Here is a 16,779-nt window from a genome sequence, read left to right on the forward strand (position 1 = left end):
TGGCCTTCTTCCTCAAGCGGTCGGAGCGGCGGACACGGCGAGGGCTTCGGCGACGGCGTCCGGCAGCCAGTCGGTGGTGCGGGAGAAGGAGAAGCCCAGCGCCTTCGCCCGGGCGTTGCTCATGGCGTAGTGGCGGTCGAAGGAGAACGGTGAAGCCTCCTCGCCCGCCGAAACGGTTCGGTAGACGGCCTCCCGGCGGGCCCGCGCGGCGAAGGCCTCGGCGAGGCCGTGCACATCGAGCGGGCCGTCGGAGCAGGCGTTGACCGGGCCGGTGAAGTCGGCGGTGGTCGCCCACGACAGCAGGTCCGCCAGCTCCTCGTAGTGGATGAAGACGGTGGGCAGCGCCTTCGCGTGCACGGTGATCTCTTCGCCCCGGACGATGTGCTCGGCGTAGTGCGCCAGCCTGCCGGTGAACTCCAGCGCGCCGCCGCCGAGCACATGGGCGCTGCGCACACTGGCGAAGGCGAGGTCGCCGGCGTGGGCGAGGACGGCCTCGGCCTGCCGCTTGCCCTCGGCGTAGTGCGTCTCCAGGTAGGCGTCGTCGTGCCAGGGCAGGTCCATGGCCACCTGCCAGCCGGCCGGGTCCACGTTCTCCTCGGGCACGGGCGTCCCCGGGGGCACGGTCGGCAAGGCGGCGGTCGCGGGGTCGTAGACCTCGATGGTGGAGGTCATGACGTAGCGTCGGGTGCGGCCGGAGAAGGCGCGGGCGGCGATGGCGGCCTGTACCGGGGTGTAGCAGACCTGGTCCACCACGACGTCGAAGGTGCGCGCGTCGAGTGCGGCTGTCAGGGCGGCCTCGTCGTCGCGGTCGACGATGAGGTGCTCGACGCCGGTGGGCGGCGGGGTGGAGCCGCGGTTGATCACGGTGACCTGATGGCCGGCCGCCCGCAGGCGCTCCACCAGGAGCTTTCCGAAGTACCGGCTTCCGCCGATGACGCAGATCCTTTGCATGGCCCCATCCTGGAGACCTATCGTCATCAGCAGAAGTCCCGGCTTGCTTGATGCGTGTTAAGGAAAACTGTTGATCGATGTGCAGCGGCTCCGGGTCCTGCGGGCAGTGGCGGAGCACGGCAGCTTCAACCGGGCGGCCGCGGTTCTCCGCCTCACCCCCTCGGCCGTCTCCCAGCAGGTGGCCGCCCTGGAGCGAAGCCTCGGTGCCCAGGTCGTCGCGCGCAGCACCCGAGGCGTCTCCCTCACACCGGCCGGCCGGATCATGGTCGGCGCCGCCGAATCCGTCGCCGCAGAGCTCGAACACGCACAACAGCGGATCGCCGAGCTCAGCACCGGCCGCACCCAGCTCACCGTCGCCACCTTCACCAGCGGCGGCAGGCTCGTGCTGCCGCCGGCTCTCACCCGGCTCATGGCAGCGCATCCCCGCATCGTGCTCCACGTCAGGGAAGGCGAACCGGAGGACACCCTTCCCCTCGTCCGGCAGGGCGCCGTGGACCTCGCCCTCGCCTACCACTTCGACGGTCCGCTCCCCGTCGGACCGGGCCCGATCTCCGGCCTGGAGTGGACTCCACTCCTGGAGGACCCCCTGCACGTCGTCCTGCCGCGGGGGCATCGGCTGGAGAGCCGCGACGCGCTCGACCTGACCGAGCTGGCAGCCGAACCCTGGGTGCTCGGCTGTCTGAAGACCGAGGCGTACCTGCGCCGCTACGCCGAGCACGCCGGCTTCGATCCGGAGATCCGGGGGACCACCACCGACTACTTCTTCGCCCGCTCCCTCGTCGCCGCGGGCATGGGGATCTCCCTGATCCCCTCCGTCGCGCTCTCCCCCGACATCCCGGGCCTGAGCACCGTCCCGATCACGTCGCCGGGCCCGATCCGGCACATCGGCGTCGCCACGGTCAGCGGCCGTGACCGGCCCCACGTCATGACGCTCATCCGCCTGCTCCGCGAGCAGGCGAAGCGGCATGACGGGCATTGATCCCGTGCCGGGAGGCCTGGCGTCCGCGGCCGGCGTCGAGGGCCCAAGCCCCGCAGGAACCGTTCACCGGTCCGTGGTCGCGCCTCAGGGCGTTCGCCCCCCCGCCGACCTGGACGACCTGGTCAGTGGCCGCCAGGTCGTTCGCACCCACCTCATGCGCCGCACCGTCCACCTCGTCACCGCCACCGACGCGCTCGCCGATGCCTGCGCCGGGCACGCCGTCCGTCGGCGGTTCACGGGGACGGGCGCTCGGCGCGGGCGGTGAGGCGTTCCCGGTTGCGGTGACCGGTGTCCGCGTGAAGAGTCCGCCAGGGGCTGCCGCAGGCCGCCCGCCTCGGCGAAGAAGCCGGTGTGGTCGAGGTGGAACAGCACGACTTCGCCCCGGTGTCCGGCGATCACCTGAAGGCCGGGGAACCGGTCGAAGACCCCCGAGACGATCATGCGCGGGTACCGGACGCCGAGGTCGTCGTACCAGCCGAGTCCGTCGCCGGCCGGCAGGGGCGCCATGGGGTCCGGAAGGCCGGAGCAATAGGCGTCGATGACGGGCCGGGCGGTGTCCGCGGTGGAAGCGCGGCGGCACCGCCAGCCGCTCGGCGGTGGCGTACAGCTCGTCGCTGCCCGGGGGGCCGGCCGGCCCCGTCGCCCCAGGAGCCGGTGCGACGGCCCTCCTGTTCCGGCCTCCGGCCTCCGGCCTCCGGCCCCGGCTACGCCAGCACGCGCCCGAGGAAGCCGCGCAGGTAGCCCGCGACGACGTCCAGGTGGCTCTCCAGCAGGAAGTGGCCGCCGTCGATCAGGTGCACCTCCGCGTCCTCGGCGTCGCGGGCGAAGGCCCGCGCGCCGTCCGGGCCGAAGATCTCGTCGTTGCGGCCCCACACGGCGAGCACCGGGACGCCGCTGGTGCGCAGGAACTCGTGCAGCGGCGGGTAGAGGGGCCGGTTGTTCCGGTAGTCGCGGAACAGTGCCAGCTGGATCTCGTCGTTGCCCTCGCGCGAGACGAGGGCGACGTCGTGCTCCCAGGTGTCCGGGCTGACGAGGCTCGGGTCGGGCACGCCGTGCAGGTACTGCCAGCGGATGGCGTCGATGCCGAGCGCGGCGCGGACGGGGGGTTCGGTGTCGGGGCCGGGGTTCGCCCCGTAGGCCCAGAGGTCGTTCCAGAACGAGTCGACGAAGCCGTCCTCGTAGCCGTTGCCGTTCTGGGTGACGACGGCGGTGATCCGTTCGGGGTGCGCGAGCGCGAGGCGCCAGCCGATGGGGGCGCCGTAGTCCTGGACGTAGAGGGCGTAGCGGTCCACGCCCAGCTGGTCGAGCAGTGCGGAGGTGAGTGCGGCGAGGGCGTCGAAGGTGTAGGTGAACTCCGCCGCGGAGGGGGCGTCCGAGTGGCCGAAGCCGAGGTGGTCCGGGGCGATGACGTGGTAGCGGTCGGCCAGCAGCGGGATGAGCTCGCGGAACATGAACGAGCTGGTCGGGTAGCCGTGCAGCAGCACGATCGCGGGGGCGTCGGCGGGACCGGCCTCGCGGTAGAAGATCTCGTGTCCGTCGACGGAGGCGGTCCGATGGTGCACCGAGGGCATGTCTAACCCCTTTGCCTACTTGAACCGGTTAGGTATCCGCCACACAAGCACGCCCTGGGCTAACCTGTCAAACGATTCGAACCGGTTAGAAGGAGGTGGCATCCGATGGACGCGCTACTGGACCTGCTCAACAGCAGGCCGCTGATCGACGGCGAGGAGCGGGACGCCCTCGGCGACCCGGCCGCAGGCAAGCGCTGGGCGCGGGAGCACGGCGGCGACGGCAGCGCCGTGGAACTCGCGCTGCTGCGCGAGGCGCGGGACGTCCTGCAGGACGTCGTGCGGGGGCGGCGCCCGCCCACCGCGCTGGCCCCGCTGCTCGAAGGGGTCCACCGGATTCCGGAGATCACCTCGGACGGCCTCCGGTGGACCGTCAGGACTCCCGCGCACGCCCGGCTGGCCGTGGACCTGGTCCTCGCCTGGGCCGCCACCGAGGAGCGGATGCCCGGCCGGCTGCGCCCCTGCGCGAACGGCGAATGCCGGCTGTTCCTGCTCGACCGCAGCCGCGCCAACCGGGCCCGCTGGTGTTCGATGGCGGTCTGCGGCAACCGCGAAAAGGCGCGCCGCCACTACGAGCGCACCCAATGCCGCGAAGTTAGGCGGTGACCGCGTATGTCAACGACTTCGGTTTCGCCGCTGTGGCCGACTCGGACGGGTCCGGGAGCAGGGTGTAGGCGCCGTGCCTGGCCTTGGCGATCCTCCCCTGTCGGGACCAGGTGGCCATCTGGACTTGGAAGCTGTTGATGTTGGTGATGCCGAGCGCCGGAGCGATCTCCATGGCGGTCCATGCGTGCTCGGGTGCCGATCGCAGGACGGCGAGTGTCGCCTGAAAGCGGGAGAGCGTCGGATCGATGTCGGGCAGCGGTGGCGTGGGCAGCGCCGTCGGTGGCGACGTCGGTGCGGCCGACTCGTCCAGCAGCGCGTAGACGCCGTGCTGCAGCTTGCTGATCAGCCCGTTTCGGGCCCAGCGGGCCACCAGGACGCAGAAGCTGTTCACGTTGTCGGCTTCGACCGCTGCGGCAAGCTCCTGGGCGCCCCAGCGGCGGCCGGGTTGGGATCGCAGAACGCCGAGTGCTCGGTCGATCAGGGACGGTGGCCGGGGCGCCCGCTGCGGCTTCACCCTCGGAAACGGGTGCCGACTCGACACGAACGGAGCCGTCGTTTGCTGGACGGTATGGATGCTGATCGCCAGCGAGTCGACTCGCGTGCTGCTTCGACGTCTTGGGTCCTGGGGGCTTGCATAGGTGTAGCGGGAGATCGGGCACTTCACCTTGCGGAGGCTGATCCGCGCTCGTCGGGCCGGTAGCAGGTTCGAGAGCACGGCCCGGCCTATCCGTCCGACGAGATCGTGGCCGTCGCAGTCGGCGTGAGCGACGACGAGCTGGTCGCGTGCCGCCTCCAGAGCGATGGCGAAGCTGGCGCGGTCGGGGTCTGTGCCGGGTGCGGACTCGACCGCGTCGACCATGGCGGTCCGCAGGAGCTGGTAGAGGGTCAGCAGGGCCCACATCTCCTGCTCGACGCCGAAGGGGTCTCCGGAGCGGAGTACGCGTCCGTTCATGAGCGTGTGGCGTAGGGCGTAGTAGGTGGATTCGATTTCCCAGCGTTCGTGGTAGAGCCGTACGAGGGTTTCGGCGGGGTCCAGGTCGGGGTCGAGCAGGGTGGTGGCCAGCCGGTAGCCGTCGTGCAGGCGGGTGCCGTCCGCGCAGGTCGCGGTGATGTCGGCTTCGATGATGCGGACCGTGACGCCGTGGATGCGGGCCAGGTGGGAGCCGTCGTGCAGTCGGCTCACGGTCGGTGGGCGGCGGTTGGAGGTGAGGCGGACCAGGAACTGGGCGCCGGTGCCGGCGACCTTCGCCAGGAACTTGCCGTCGTCGAAGCCTCGGTCGGCGAGAACCAGCATGTCGGGGTCGAGCAGGTGCAGCAGGCGCTGGGCGTAGTGGTTCTCGCCGTAGCTCCTGGGGCCGAATTCGGCGCCGAGGAGGCCGCGGCTTCCGGTCTCGACCAGCGCCATCAGCCGTAGAAGTGGGTAGCCGGTCCAGCCGTACCGGTTGCGGGGTCGGCCGAATCGGCCGCGGTTGCGTTCGGCGTCGGGCACCGTGATTGAGCTGCACCCGTCGAAGGCCACGGTCCGCCAGCGCCGATAGCGCACGCCTGGTGTCCGTGGCTGAGCCAGCGGCCCGGCGACGATCTCGAACAGGGCCTTCATTGGTGCTGCCCCGAGGCGTCGGCGCAGGTCGCGCAGTGCTTTCTCCGACGGCGCGGGCACCGTAAGTCCGGTCAAGCCGACGACGAGTTTGTCCCAGACCTTGGCATAGCCCAGGTGCGGAAACAGCCCGAGGGCGAGCACGAAGTACACGCCGACCCGCGAGGGCAGGGACCGTAAGCGACGTTGGATGGTCCCGGTCTCCACCAGGACGGCGTCGACCAGTTCGAAGGGAAGGTACTTGGTCAACTCGCCCAGGTGGCCGGGGGCGAAGACGCCAGGGGCGACGGTCAGAGTTCGTGTGAGCGTGCTGGTGGCAGACTGGCAGCGCAACGGGGCCTCGGGGGACGGACTGATCTTGGCAGATCACCCCTCCTACCAGAGGCTCGGCCAACCCTGCGGTCAAAGGTGGCGCTGTGGCCGAAGCCTGGACCTTTCGGAGCAGTGCGATCCCCTTGCTGATGAGGAACCGCCAGGCAAGGCTCGGTCAGTGACCGACCGTGGTCAGGACCACGGATCGTCGCAGTCCTCGATCTCAGCCATGCCGGGATGCAGCATGGCGCGCAGGCAGCGGTGAAGGCCGCTGCCCCTGGCGGTCTCAACCGCCTGCATCCACGGCAACGGCGCCATCAACTGGGCTGTCTCGTCGGAGGCGAGGTCGTCCAGCATGGCGCGCAGTTCGTCCGGGACCGGCAGGTCAGTGAGGCACATCCACCCCAGCGCAGCGCATACGCGTACCTCGGGCGGTTGCTCGGGGTCGGACCAGCGAGCCTGCATCCACACCACCGCCCCCGGGTCTGGGTGCGCTCGGGCCAGCTGTGCGATCGCCAGGACCAAGCCCGCCCGTGCGGTCGGGTTGTGCTCGACCAGCAGGCGGGAGCGGAAAGCGGTGAGGATGTCCTGCGCGCGGTCGGAGGCGGCAGCCAGCGCGTATGCGGTGGCGATGCGCACCGCGGGGTCGGGGTCGTCGAGCAGGGGCAGGAGACGATCGGTGTCCTCGGCGATCGCTTCGCGGGCAGCCTGCACCGACCAGTTCTGTAGGTAGCCGGTGACCTCGAATGACCATTCGTCATTGCCGCGGAACCGCAGCATGTCGGCACGGGTGCACACGCCTTGGTGCCGCATGCGCGCCACCTCGCCCACCACGGCCAGGGCTTCGGCACGGTGGTGGTCCTCCGGAGCGGTACTGATCCGAATCACGAACGGCACCGCCGGTGCGGCGGCGGCCCTCATATCGTTGGCACACAGGCCGATCAGCATGCCGAGCGCACTACTAACGTCGGCGGCGTCGCCCGAGCGCAAGCGCTCCATGACCTCCCGGACTCTGGCACCCTCTGGGAAGTGGTCCCAGGGCACCTCCTCAAGCAGCAAGCCGTCCTTGGCTTCCGGACGGATACCCGCCACCACCGCGCGAACGTCGAGGGGCCCACCCACCTGGTCGAGCGGGTCCCCGTCCACGAACGCCCGCACCACCGTCCGGTATGCCGGGTCTCTCTCCCACGAATTCACCCAGCAACCTCCACGACGGCTCCTTCGGCCCGACGGCACGGTGCTGAAGGAAGGGACCGAATCATGCAGCTGATCATGTCAGTCGCTCCAGGCTCCGTTGCTCTCGCCGGCGCAGCCGCCTACCTCGCCGGCCCACTTGACATGCATCGTTGCCGCATAACTTCGCGGCATTGCGAGCGCACCCGCTGACCCGCGTCGGGGTTCCGGCGGGAACCGGACGGGACGTCGGGATCTCCTGTCAGGTTCTCCGGAGCGGGACCGACCGTGGCCGGCGTGAGTCGCCGCGCATCCCGGGGAACGGCGGGGGAGACGTTCCCGGGCCGTCCCAGGGGTGGGGGCGACGGCACCCCGGGGCTCGACTGCCGTGACCGGACAACCCGCGCGAAATGACCTGCGGCCGCCCCGGGGTCAGGCCCCGGACGGGGCGTGCGGTCCGGTGCCGGACAGCGCGTCGGCGTAGATGCCCGTCATGGCCGTCACGGCCCGCGCCCGGTCCAGTTCCGGGTCCAGCCGGTGCTGGATGTTGATGCCCAGGGTGCCGCCCAGCAGCGCCGCCGCGACGGCGTCCGGGTCGGCGACGTGCGCGCCGCTCGTGCGCAGGTGGTCGGCGTACAGGCCGCGAATCTTGGCGTACTCCTCGGCGTAGGTGGAGCGCAGGGCGGACTCGCGGCTCACCGCCTCGATCAGGAGCGTCGAGAAGATGCGCGCCTCGGGCCGGGACATCAGGGCGAAGTTCGCCTCGATCAGCGCCTCGACCCCGGCGCCCGGCCCGGCGGCGGCGAGGCGTTCGCGCATGAAGTCGGCGCCCCACCGGAACGCCTCCGCGACCACGGCCTTCAGCAGCCCGTCCTTCGAGCCGAAGTGCCAGGCCACGGAGCCCCGGCTGATGCCGGAGCGCTCCGCCACGGCCTGGACGGAGGCCGCGGCGGCTCCGCCCTCGGCGGCGAGTTCCCAGGCGGCGGCCACCAGGCGTCGCCGGGTCTCGGCGGAGATCTCCTGCTTGCGGGTCGCACCCACGCGGCGTCCTTTCCCAAGGTCACGGCCGTCTGACGCGGCCGATTCTGTCACGCCGACCGGCCGGCGCCGAGGCGGCGGCATCCCTTGCCTATGTCAGGAGTCCAGTTCTATGCTGAGCGTCCAATAACCAAAGAGGAGCCGTCATGGAACTGATCGACCTGACCAGGACCCTGGACCCCGCCGACCGCGAGCTGCTCCCCGAGCAGCTGCGCCCGTTCGCCGAGGTGATCGCGCCTTCCATCGCCTACGCCCACCCCGCCGGCGACGGCCGCGAGCAGTTCGCCGCCGCCCTGCGCTGCCGCGTCGAGGACCTGCCCGACGGCGAGGGCTGGGGCGCGGAGACGCTGACCGACTTCAACACCCACCTCGGCACCCACGTCGACGCCCCGCTGCACTACGGCTCGACCTGCGAGGGCAAGCCGGCCCGCACCATCACCGACATCGCCCTGGACGAGCTGTGGTGCGAGGCGCTCGTACTGGACCTGCGGGGGCGCTGCGAGCTCGACGCCCCGATCACCGTCGAGGCGCTGGAGGCCGCCCTCGCCGACAACGGTGCCCCGGTCCCGGCCGGCGGCGCGATCCTGCTGCGCACCGGCCAGGAGCGCTACGGGCTGTCCGACCCCGAGTTCTTCCGCTACCCGGGGATGAGCCGCGAGTCGACGCTCTTCCTGGCCGACCTCGGGGCCAAGGTGCTCGGCACCGACGCCGGCGGCTGGGACCTGAGCTTCTCCGTGATGGCGCGCAGGTTCCGGGAGAGCGGCGACAACTCCGTGCTGTGGGACGGCCACCGGGCCGGCCGCGAGCGGGAGGTCTTCATCGTCCAGCAGATGACCAACCTCGCCGCACTGCCGCCGTCCGGGTTCCGGGTGGCGTTCTTCCCGATCAAGATCGCCCGCGCGAGCGCCGCCCCGGCCCGCGTCGTCGCCTTCGTCTGAGCCCGGCCCCCGCTGACCCCGCTGGACCTTGCCGGACCCCGCTGAGGAGAGGAACCCACCGTGAAACTCGCAACCGTGGAGCATGAGGGCGCCGAGCGCACCGCGCTCGTCCTCGACCAGGGCGCACGCCTGCTGCTGCTCGACCGCGCCCACCACCTGACGACCGGCGAGCACGCCCCCGCGCTGGCCACCATGCAGCGGATCATCGAGGGCGGCGACCCCGTACGACGGACCCTGGACCGGCTCGCCGGACAGGCCCCGGACGAAGCGGTCGTCGCCGCCTCCGAGGTGCGCTGGCTCGCCCCACTGCCCAGGCCCGTGCAGCTCCGGGACTTCGGCGCCTTCCCGGGCCACTTCCGCAACGCCCGCGCCCGGATCGAGGGCATTCCGGCCGACCAGGTCGAGCTGCCCGCCATCATGCTCGAACGCCCGCTGTACTACTTCACCAACCGGCTCTCGGTGACCGGCCACGACAGCGACATCACCTGGCCCGCGTACTCCTCGGTGCGGGACTACGAGCTGGAGTTCGCCTGCGTGCTCGGCCGCGGCGGCACCGACATCACCGCGGCGGACGCCCCGTCGCACATCTTCGGCTACACGCTCTTCAACGACCTCAGCGCCCGCGACACCCAGCTGGAGGAGATCGCCACCGGCCTGGGCCTGAGCAAGAGCAAGGACTTCACCGACGCGAACGTCCTCGGCCCCTGGATCACCACCGCCGACGAGGTCGGAGACCCCTACCGGCTCACCATGACCGCCCGCGTCAACGGCGAGGAGGTCAGCCGGGGCACCTCCGCCGACATGCACCACGGCTTCGCCGACATGATCGCCTTCGCCTCCCGGTCGACCCGGCTGCACGCCGGCGAGGTCTTCGGCTCGGGCACCGTGCCCACCGGCTGCGGCCTGGAGCACGGCCGCTTCCTGGAACCCGGCGACACCGTGGAACTCGAAGTGTCCGGCCTCGGCATCCTGCGCAACCGGGTGGTGTCATGAACCGCGAAGCACTGATCCTCGGCGTCGGCGCCACCCCCTTCGGCCGCCACCTCGACCGCACCGCCGGCGACCTCGCCGGCCGGGCCGCGCACGAGGCGCTGCGCGACGCCGGGCTCACCCCGGCCGACGTCGGCGCGGTCTTCCATGCCACGGTCAGCCAGAAGGCCATCGACGGCCAGCACATGATCCCCGGCCAGGTCGCGCTGCGCCCGCACGGCTTCGCCGGCGTGCCCGTGGTGAACGTGGAGAACGCCTGCGCCGGCGGTGCCACCGCCCTGTGGCTGGCCGTCGCCCACGTCCGGGCGGGCCTGTCGGATGTCGCCCTGGCCGTCGGTGTGGACAAGCTCGTCCGCGCCGACCCCGCCCAGGGGCTGGCGGTGTTCGACGGCGCCATGGACGTCGCCCACCGCGAGGAGGCCCTCGCCGCGCTCGCCGCCCTGTCCGATCCTCTGCCGCCCGAGCTGTCCGTCCCCGAGGGCGAGCGGTCGGTGTTCATGGAGATCTACGCCTCCCTGGCCCGCGCCCACATGGAGCGCTTCGGCACCACCGAGGCCCAGCTGGCCGCGGTCTCGGCGAAGAACCACGCCCACTCCGTCCACAACCCCCGGGCCCACTTCCGCAAGCCGTTCACCGCCGACCAGGTCCTCGAGGCCCGCCGGGTGGCGTGGCCGCTGACGGTGCCGATGTGCTCACCGGTCAGTGACGGCGCCGCCGCCGTCGTCGTGACCAGGGCCGACTTCCCCCACGACGATTCGGCCGTGGCGGTGCTGAGCAGCGTCCTGCTGTCCGGCACCGACCGGGCGGCGGACGACGTCGGACGGCACATCGGCCGCCGGGCCGCGCTCGCCGCCTACGAGAAGGCAGGACTCGGGCCGCAGGACGTCGACGTGGCGGAGGTCCACGACGCCACCGCCTTCGGTGAGGTCCAGCAGGTGGAGAACCTGGGCTTCTGCCCGATCGGCGACGGCGGTCCCTGGTCGGCCTCCGGGGCGAGCGCACTCGGCGGCAGCCTGCCGGTGAACCCGTCCGGAGGCCTCGAATCGCGCGGCCACCCGGTGTCCGCCACCGGACTCGCGCAGGTCTTCGAGCTGGTCACCCAGCTGCGCGGCCGGGCCGGAGAGCGCCAGGTCCCCGGGGCGCGCGTCGCCATCGCCGAGAACGGCGGCGGCCTCTACGGAATCGAGGAGGCGGTCGCCGCCGTGACCATCCTGGGGAGAGCCCGATGAGCCCCGGCTACGCGGACCTGATCCTGTCCGCCCTGCGCAGACGGCCCGAACGCACCGCCTTCCGCTTCACCGGCGACGACGGGACCGAGCACACCTGGACCTACGGCGAGACCGCGGAACGGATCGAGCGCACCGCGGCCGCGTTCGGGCGGCGCGGTCTCGCACCCGGCGACGGGATCGCCCTGCTGTGCGGCCCGGACCCGCGGGCGTTCACCGTCATGGCCGCCGCCTGCCTGGCCGGACTGCGCTACACCGCCCTGCACCCGCTGGCCACCGCCGACACCGACCGGACCGTCCTGCGCGACAGCGCGTCGACCTGCCTGGTCGCGGACGACACCCGCTTCGCCGCCCGCGCGCGCCCCGAGGGCATCGAGACCATCACCCTCGCCGAACTCGACCGCCTCGCCGCTGGCACGGCCCCCGGCCCCGGCGACCCGCGCGGCCCCGCCCTCTACCTCTTCTACACCGGCGGCACGACCGGCGAGCCCAAGGGCGTGATGCTGCGCGACCGCTCCCTGCTCGCCAACGCCTGGGCCTGCTCCACCTGGGCCTGGCCGCCGGACACCCACTTCCTGATCACCACCCCCATGTCCCACGCCGCCGGCCTCCTCGTCGCCCCCGGCCTGCTGCGCGGCGCGAGCTTCGAACTGCACCCCTCCTTCGACCCGGACCGCGTCCTCGACGCGATCGAACACGGCGGGGTGAGCGCCACGTTCGTCGTCCCCACCATGCTCTACGCCCTGCTCGACCACCCCTGGCTCCCCGCCGCCGACCTGTCGGGGCTGAACTGGGTACTCTACGGCGCGGCACCCGCCGACCCCGCCCGGCTCGCCGAGGCCCGCCGGCTCCTCGGCCCGGTACTCAGCCAGCACTACGGCCAGGCCGAGGCCCCCAACGCGCTGACCGTCCTGGACCCGGCCGAACACCGGGACGACCCGCACGTCCTGGGAAGCTGCGGCCGGCCGATGCCCGGCGTGGAGATCGCCCTGCTCGACCCGCACGGCCGGGACGTGGCGGCCGGCGAGCCCGGCGAGCTGTGCGTCCGCGGGCCGCTCGTGATGGACGGCTACTGGAACAAGCCCGAGCAGAGCGCGGCCGCGCTCGACGGCGGCTGGCTGCACACCGGTGACGTCGCCCGCCGCGACGGCACCGGCCTGATCACGATCATCGACCGGATCAAGGACACCATCATCACCGGCGGCTTCAACGTCTACCCGCGCGAGGTCGAGGACGTCCTCGCCGGCCACCCGGCCGTCGCCGCCGTCGCCGTCTACGGCACCCCCGACCCGCACTGGGGCGAAGCCGTCACCGCCACCGTGGTCCTGCACCCGGGGCAGCACGCCACCCCCGGCGAGCTGACGGACCACGTCCGGGCCCGCAGGGGCGCGCTCTGGGCGCCGAAGCGGATCCACCTCACGGACGCGCTGCCCCTCACCGCCCTGGGCAAGATCGACAAGAGGAGACTCCGCGACCGGCCCTGAACCGTCGCGAGCGCCCGCCCGCGCACCCGAGGACGACGACGGTGTGCGGGCGGGGGCGCGGCGGGCGTGCGAACGCGAGCGCGCGGCACCGGATTTCACGGGTCGACCACCCGGGACGCCGCCGGGGCGCACAGCGTTCCCGGGCGTCGCCCGATCGGGTCGTTCCAGGTACCGAGCCGCTGTCAGCGAGAGTTCGTCGCCGTCCGGTTGCCACTGATCGGACGGCCGGAGGGCCCGTCCTCGCACCGTGCGTGGAAGTACGACCGAATGCTCCCCTCCACGGCGGCGAGACCGGCCGGTGTCCACCGGAACACCCTGCCCGGCCGAACGAGCAGATGCACCGCGGGGTCGAGACCGCCGAGGAGGTGATGCCGGCTCGTGTAGTGGCGGTTCTCCTGGGCACCGTGCTCCACGACCCGGACCTCGGCGTCGGCCGCGACGGCCGCGTACTCCCCTCGCCACCTCGCGCCTTCGAGCAGCCAGGCATCCACGGCGTCCACCAGTGGGGCCGACCAGTGCGAGAAGACCGTTGACCTGATGTCCTTCAGCCATGGAGCCGCGCATTCGGCGTCGTCGACGATCGCCTTGGCGAAGACGGTGTCCGCGCCTCCCACCAGGCCCAGCTCGAACAGGCCCGGGCCGTCGGTGAAGAGGGACCGGCACGCACCCCAGCCGATGCCGACGGCCCCACCGTTCGCCCCGGGGGTGAGGAGGCTGGGGCGGGACCGCACGACCGAGCCGGTGTCGTCGATCATGTGGGCGGTGCGGAAGGCCTGGATGACCTCGGACTCTTCGAACGCCGCCCTGACCGCGTGCTTCCACCCGGTATCCACGATCACGTCGCTGTCCAGCCAGACGACATGGCTGTAGCGGCGCGGAAGTTCCCGGGCGGCCAGGTTCACCAGCCGTTCCCTGTGCCACATGAACGGGCAGGACCGGTCCCAGAAGGCCACTTCCATGCCCGTGGGCCGCTGCGGCCCGGCCCCGGTCAGGAAGGAGTCGCTCAGCATCCCGGCCGCCGCCAAGCCGGAGCGGCACTGCTGGAACTTTCTCAGATGGGAACGGTATCCGACGGGATTGAAGTAGGGGATGAGCACGGCAACCTCGCTCATGCCGACTGTCCCTTCGTCGAGGTCTGCGGGAGGGGTCGTAGGGAAGACGTTGATCGGCGAGCCGTCAGGCTTCGCCGGCCGTGGGCCCGCGCGCGTGGGGTGATCCGCCACCAGGCCGCGTCCAGTGGGTCTCAACTCGTCAACTCCTTCCGCAGCTCTGCCTCGGCGTCCTCAAGGTGCTCCAGCAGTACGCCCGCCGCCTTGTGGCGGGCGTATCCGTATGCTTCGAACGAAGACGGTGTCGCTTCGGGGCGGTCAAGCGGTACACGCAAGGGATACACGGATGAGGCGAGGTATCCCGTCGTCACCCTCAGGACCGAGGTCAGTTCGGCGGTGGGCAGCGAGGGGTTGGCCGCGTGGTAGGCCGAGACCGCGCGGACGAGCCCGGACAGCCAGTCCGGCTCGCCGCAGACGGTCTGCGCGTCGGTGAGTATCCGGCCCAGTTCCCAAACAGGGCTGCGCGGTTCGGGCGGCCGGAAGTCGATCACGGCCGCCACATCGTCGCCTCGCAGCAGCAGGTTCGGGCCGGTGAGATCGCCGTGGACGACCTGCACGGCCATCCGTGCGGGCAGTTCCCACAGGGCACGGGCGATGTCCGGAAGCGCGGCCAACCTCTCACGCGCCGTCTCAAGGGCCCACCGCTCGAAGTCGGTGCGCGGTGTGAGGGCTTCGTACCGGGCGATCAGCGCGGTGAGCCGCCTGCGGGCATCGGGGAACTGGCAGACCTCCTCGGAGGGAACGAGACGCGCCGGTCGGCTGACAGGGTGTTCTGCCAGGCCGCGGTGCAGACGGCCGACCACGGCGCCGACCGCCGGCCACCGCTCGCCGCGCAGCCCGCCCTCCGCGGTTTCGGTCCCGTCGAGGTATGCGTGGACGGACAGGGCCACATCGCCGGTAGCGGTGATCAGGCTGCCGTTCCAGGTGCGCTTCGCCACGGTGACGGGAACGCCGGTCCGTCCTGCGAACTCCGCCAGCTCAAGGGCCCGCCGTTCCGCGGTCAGATCCGTCGAAGGCGGATAGACCTTGACGAACCACCGCTTTCCCCGCGTGTCCTGAGCGATGTAGTTCCGGGTGGCTGTGCCCAGGGGGCCCGCCGTGAGACCGAACGGCTCGATGCCGAACTCGGCCGGCAGCAGGGCGGAGACGGTCGAAATGTCTTCCCTCGTTTCGGAATTCACGTTCTCACGCCCCGCTCGTGCTTCCACGCCCATCACATCCGCCGCGCTGTCGAGCAGTCGACTCAAAAGTCCCGGCTCAATAGCGCCCGGATCTGGTCGGGCGTTCTGGCGGCCCTGTACCGGCGAATGAGGAGCTGCCCGGTGAGGTAGTCGGGGGAGTCGAACCCCTTCTCCTTCGGGTGCCAGAGATGCACCACCACGCCTTTGTGTCGAATCGCCGGACCAAGTATGACCCCTGTGGATATGCGAAACGCCTCGTCTTCGAATCCCCAGCCGGTGAACCTTTCGTCCATGCCGCCCGCCGCGAACCACGCGGTCGGGCGAATGGCCATGGCACTGGCTTTGCCTTCGGTCTCGGACTCCGCATGGCATTCCGAGAACGGGACTCCGTCCAGGCATTCACGTGTCCCGCGTGGTGAGAGGTAGCGCTTCCAGGTGTACGGGAGATGCAGCCTGTCGTCGCGGCGGGCCGCCGATACGGCGGCACGGAGGGCCTCTTCCTCCACGAGGGTATCGGCGTCGCACAGAACCACGACCTCGGCACCGGCTTGGTCGGCCAGGGCTACGCCTCGGTTCCTGGACGCGGCGCGCGAGAAGCGCGTGTGTCCGCTGTCGACATCCAGATGGGTGGCGTCCGGAAACAGGCCGCGCAATTGATCTCGAACCGTCTGGTGGTGCCGGTTCCTCTCGGCTGTTCCCGAACGCCAGGGGATCACTATGGCCGTACTCGTCATCCGGTGCCTCGTCACTTGATTCGATTCCCGGTCCCGGTCTGGCGCGACCACGAGCGAAACCAGAACGTGAAGGCGTAGGTGTCTGCGGAGCTCCTCATCCCGTCGATGATTCTCCGGCTCTCGGTGCTGTGCAGGCCGGCGCTCAAGGACGCGATCTCCCGCCGGTGTTCCGGAATCGCCCAGCTCAGTGGATAGAAGAATCGAGGGGGGAGTACGGTGACTTCCGGAAGCGGATCCACCACCCCGACGTCCAGGGCGGCAGCCACCTCCGGGACGCCCCTGATCCCTCTCAGCGCCGCCGCTGAATCCTTGACTTCCGAGTACTTCTGAACCGCATCGTGCAGAAGAACCGGTCCGGTGGCGGCTTCGATGAACGGCTCGGCGACGCGGGCCTTGGCCATGGCCAGGACCAGGACCCAGAAGGGGTGTCCGGCGGGTGAGTACATGAACGCGTTCGGGATCGAATGCGAGTCCAGTTCGCCCGGGGTCCGCATGGAACCGAGCACGACAGCGGCGTGTCGCTCGTGAAGCAGCCGCAGGGGTGACCGGACGCAGTAGAAATCGAGGTCCACGTACAGTCCGCCGAAGCGGGCGAGATAGCAGTAGCGGAACATGTCCACGGTGCGGATGAAAGGGCCGTCCTGAAGGCAGTGCGAAAGGACCGGTCCCTGCCGCCTGAGCCAGGGGATCAGAAAGGAGTCCCTGGCCAGGAACCGTCTGACGGAAGGGCCCAGGGCGGACGGACACCACGTGCGCGCGGAATCCTCGAGAACCGGCGGCAACGGAGCGTCTTTCCATGTCTGCATGATGTCCAGGCCATCCACTGGACCGCTCCTTTCTCTGTCGGGGGGCGGGCGGTTTCGTGGCGGGTTGTTTCGCCGCGTGGCCGAGGA

The 16,779-nt window shown here is 71.1% G+C and carries 16 protein-coding genes; 7 read left to right on the forward strand and 9 right to left on the reverse strand.

Translation table 11 applies throughout. The features are described 5' to 3' along the window. Nucleotides 1-12 precede the first annotated feature (12 nt). On the reverse strand, nucleotides 13-951 hold the full coding sequence (locus ACFRMQ_RS04205; protein WP_380726707.1) for an NAD-dependent epimerase/dehydratase family protein: 939 nt from the start codon (nucleotides 949-951) through the stop codon (nucleotides 13-15). 70 nt (nucleotides 952-1,021) lie between these two features. Here ACFRMQ_RS04205 and ACFRMQ_RS04210 point away from each other — a divergent pair, with 70 nt between their 5' ends. Then, nucleotides 1,022-1,930: a LysR family transcriptional regulator gene (locus tag ACFRMQ_RS04210; RefSeq protein WP_380726709.1), complete on the forward strand. Its 909-nt coding sequence runs from the start codon at nucleotides 1,022-1,024 to the stop codon at nucleotides 1,928-1,930. A 73-nt stretch (nucleotides 1,931-2,003) separates the two neighbouring features. Then, complete coding sequence (locus ACFRMQ_RS04215) at nucleotides 2,004-2,195, forward strand: DNA glycosylase AlkZ-like family protein (protein ID WP_380726711.1); 192 nt, start codon at nucleotides 2,004-2,006, stop codon at nucleotides 2,193-2,195. A gap of 439 nt (nucleotides 2,196-2,634) precedes the next feature. Here ACFRMQ_RS04215 and ACFRMQ_RS04220 read toward each other — a convergent pair whose 3' ends face one another. Beyond that, complete coding sequence (locus tag ACFRMQ_RS04220; protein WP_380726713.1) at nucleotides 2,635-3,501, reverse strand: alpha/beta fold hydrolase; 867 nt, start codon at nucleotides 3,499-3,501, stop codon at nucleotides 2,635-2,637. A gap of 105 nt (nucleotides 3,502-3,606) precedes the next feature. On the opposite strand from ACFRMQ_RS04220, the gene ACFRMQ_RS04225 reads away from it, so the two are divergent. Beyond that, complete coding sequence (locus ACFRMQ_RS04225) at nucleotides 3,607-4,104, forward strand: CGNR zinc finger domain-containing protein (protein ID WP_380726715.1); 498 nt, start codon at nucleotides 3,607-3,609, stop codon at nucleotides 4,102-4,104. Here the strand turns inward: ACFRMQ_RS04225 and ACFRMQ_RS04230 are convergent. From ACFRMQ_RS04230 to ACFRMQ_RS04240, 3 genes are all read right to left on the reverse strand, one after another. Then, nucleotides 4,094-6,034 carry an IS4 family transposase gene (locus ACFRMQ_RS04230; protein ID WP_380726717.1) on the reverse strand — a complete coding sequence of 647 codons (1,941 nt, stop codon included), beginning with the start codon at nucleotides 6,032-6,034 and terminating at the stop codon, nucleotides 4,094-4,096. The two genes, ACFRMQ_RS04225 and ACFRMQ_RS04230, sit on opposite strands and share 11 nt — an antisense overlap. A gap of 171 nt (nucleotides 6,035-6,205) precedes the next feature. Further along, nucleotides 6,206-7,210 carry a hypothetical protein gene (locus ACFRMQ_RS04235; protein ID WP_380726719.1) on the reverse strand — a complete coding sequence of 335 codons (1,005 nt, stop codon included), beginning with the start codon at nucleotides 7,208-7,210 and terminating at the stop codon, nucleotides 6,206-6,208. Between the two features lie 408 nt (nucleotides 7,211-7,618). Beyond that, nucleotides 7,619-8,227: a TetR/AcrR family transcriptional regulator gene (locus ACFRMQ_RS04240; RefSeq protein ID WP_380726721.1), complete on the reverse strand. Its 609-nt coding sequence runs from the start codon at nucleotides 8,225-8,227 to the stop codon at nucleotides 7,619-7,621. Between the two features lie 143 nt (nucleotides 8,228-8,370). Here ACFRMQ_RS04240 and ACFRMQ_RS04245 point away from each other — a divergent pair, with 143 nt between their 5' ends. The 4 genes from ACFRMQ_RS04245 to ACFRMQ_RS04260 are packed head-to-tail and all read left to right on the forward strand — an operon-like array spanning nucleotide 8,371 to nucleotide 12,862. Next, nucleotides 8,371-9,162, forward strand: coding sequence for a cyclase family protein (locus tag ACFRMQ_RS04245; protein ID WP_380726723.1), 792 nt, complete (start codon nucleotides 8,371-8,373; stop codon nucleotides 9,160-9,162). A 60-nt stretch (nucleotides 9,163-9,222) separates the two neighbouring features. After that, on the forward strand, nucleotides 9,223-10,155 hold the full coding sequence (locus ACFRMQ_RS04250) for a fumarylacetoacetate hydrolase family protein (protein WP_380726725.1): 933 nt from the start codon (nucleotides 9,223-9,225) through the stop codon (nucleotides 10,153-10,155). Further along, nucleotides 10,152-11,381, forward strand: coding sequence for a thiolase family protein (locus tag ACFRMQ_RS04255; protein ID WP_380726727.1), 1,230 nt, complete (start codon nucleotides 10,152-10,154; stop codon nucleotides 11,379-11,381). The genes ACFRMQ_RS04250 and ACFRMQ_RS04255 overlap by 4 nt, the downstream gene beginning before the upstream one ends. Beyond that, nucleotides 11,378-12,862 (forward strand): AMP-binding protein, encoded by a 1,485-nt coding sequence (locus ACFRMQ_RS04260; protein WP_380726729.1) that lies wholly within the window; start codon nucleotides 11,378-11,380, stop codon nucleotides 12,860-12,862. Before ACFRMQ_RS04255 ends, ACFRMQ_RS04260 begins: the two co-directional genes overlap by 4 nt. Before the next feature lie 182 nt (nucleotides 12,863-13,044). Here the strand turns inward: ACFRMQ_RS04260 and ACFRMQ_RS04265 are convergent, their stop codons facing one another. Genes ACFRMQ_RS04265 through ACFRMQ_RS04280 form a run of 4 tightly spaced genes read right to left on the reverse strand, consistent with a single transcriptional unit; the run spans nucleotide 13,045 to nucleotide 16,710 of the window. Then, complete coding sequence (locus ACFRMQ_RS04265) at nucleotides 13,045-14,085, reverse strand: hypothetical protein (RefSeq protein WP_380726731.1); 1,041 nt, start codon at nucleotides 14,083-14,085, stop codon at nucleotides 13,045-13,047. A gap of 20 nt (nucleotides 14,086-14,105) precedes the next feature. Further along, a complete protein-coding gene (locus ACFRMQ_RS04270; protein ID WP_380726733.1) occupies nucleotides 14,106-15,218 on the reverse strand; it encodes a phosphotransferase in 1,113 nt (370 codons plus the stop codon). Beyond that, on the reverse strand, nucleotides 15,215-15,886 hold the full coding sequence (locus ACFRMQ_RS04275) for a glycosyltransferase family 2 protein (protein ID WP_380726735.1): 672 nt from the start codon (nucleotides 15,884-15,886) through the stop codon (nucleotides 15,215-15,217). Before ACFRMQ_RS04275 ends, ACFRMQ_RS04270 begins: the two co-directional genes overlap by 4 nt. An 11-nt stretch (nucleotides 15,887-15,897) precedes the next feature. Then, nucleotides 15,898-16,710, reverse strand: a complete 813-nt coding sequence (locus tag ACFRMQ_RS04280; protein ID WP_380726737.1) for a glycosyltransferase — start codon at nucleotides 16,708-16,710, stop codon at nucleotides 15,898-15,900. Between the last annotated feature and the right edge of the window lie 69 nt (nucleotides 16,711-16,779).

Origin of the sequence: Kitasatospora sp. NPDC056783, from assembly GCF_042789895.1 — a bacterium.
Taxonomy (GTDB): Bacteria; Actinomycetota; Actinomycetes; order Streptomycetales; family Streptomycetaceae; genus Kitasatospora.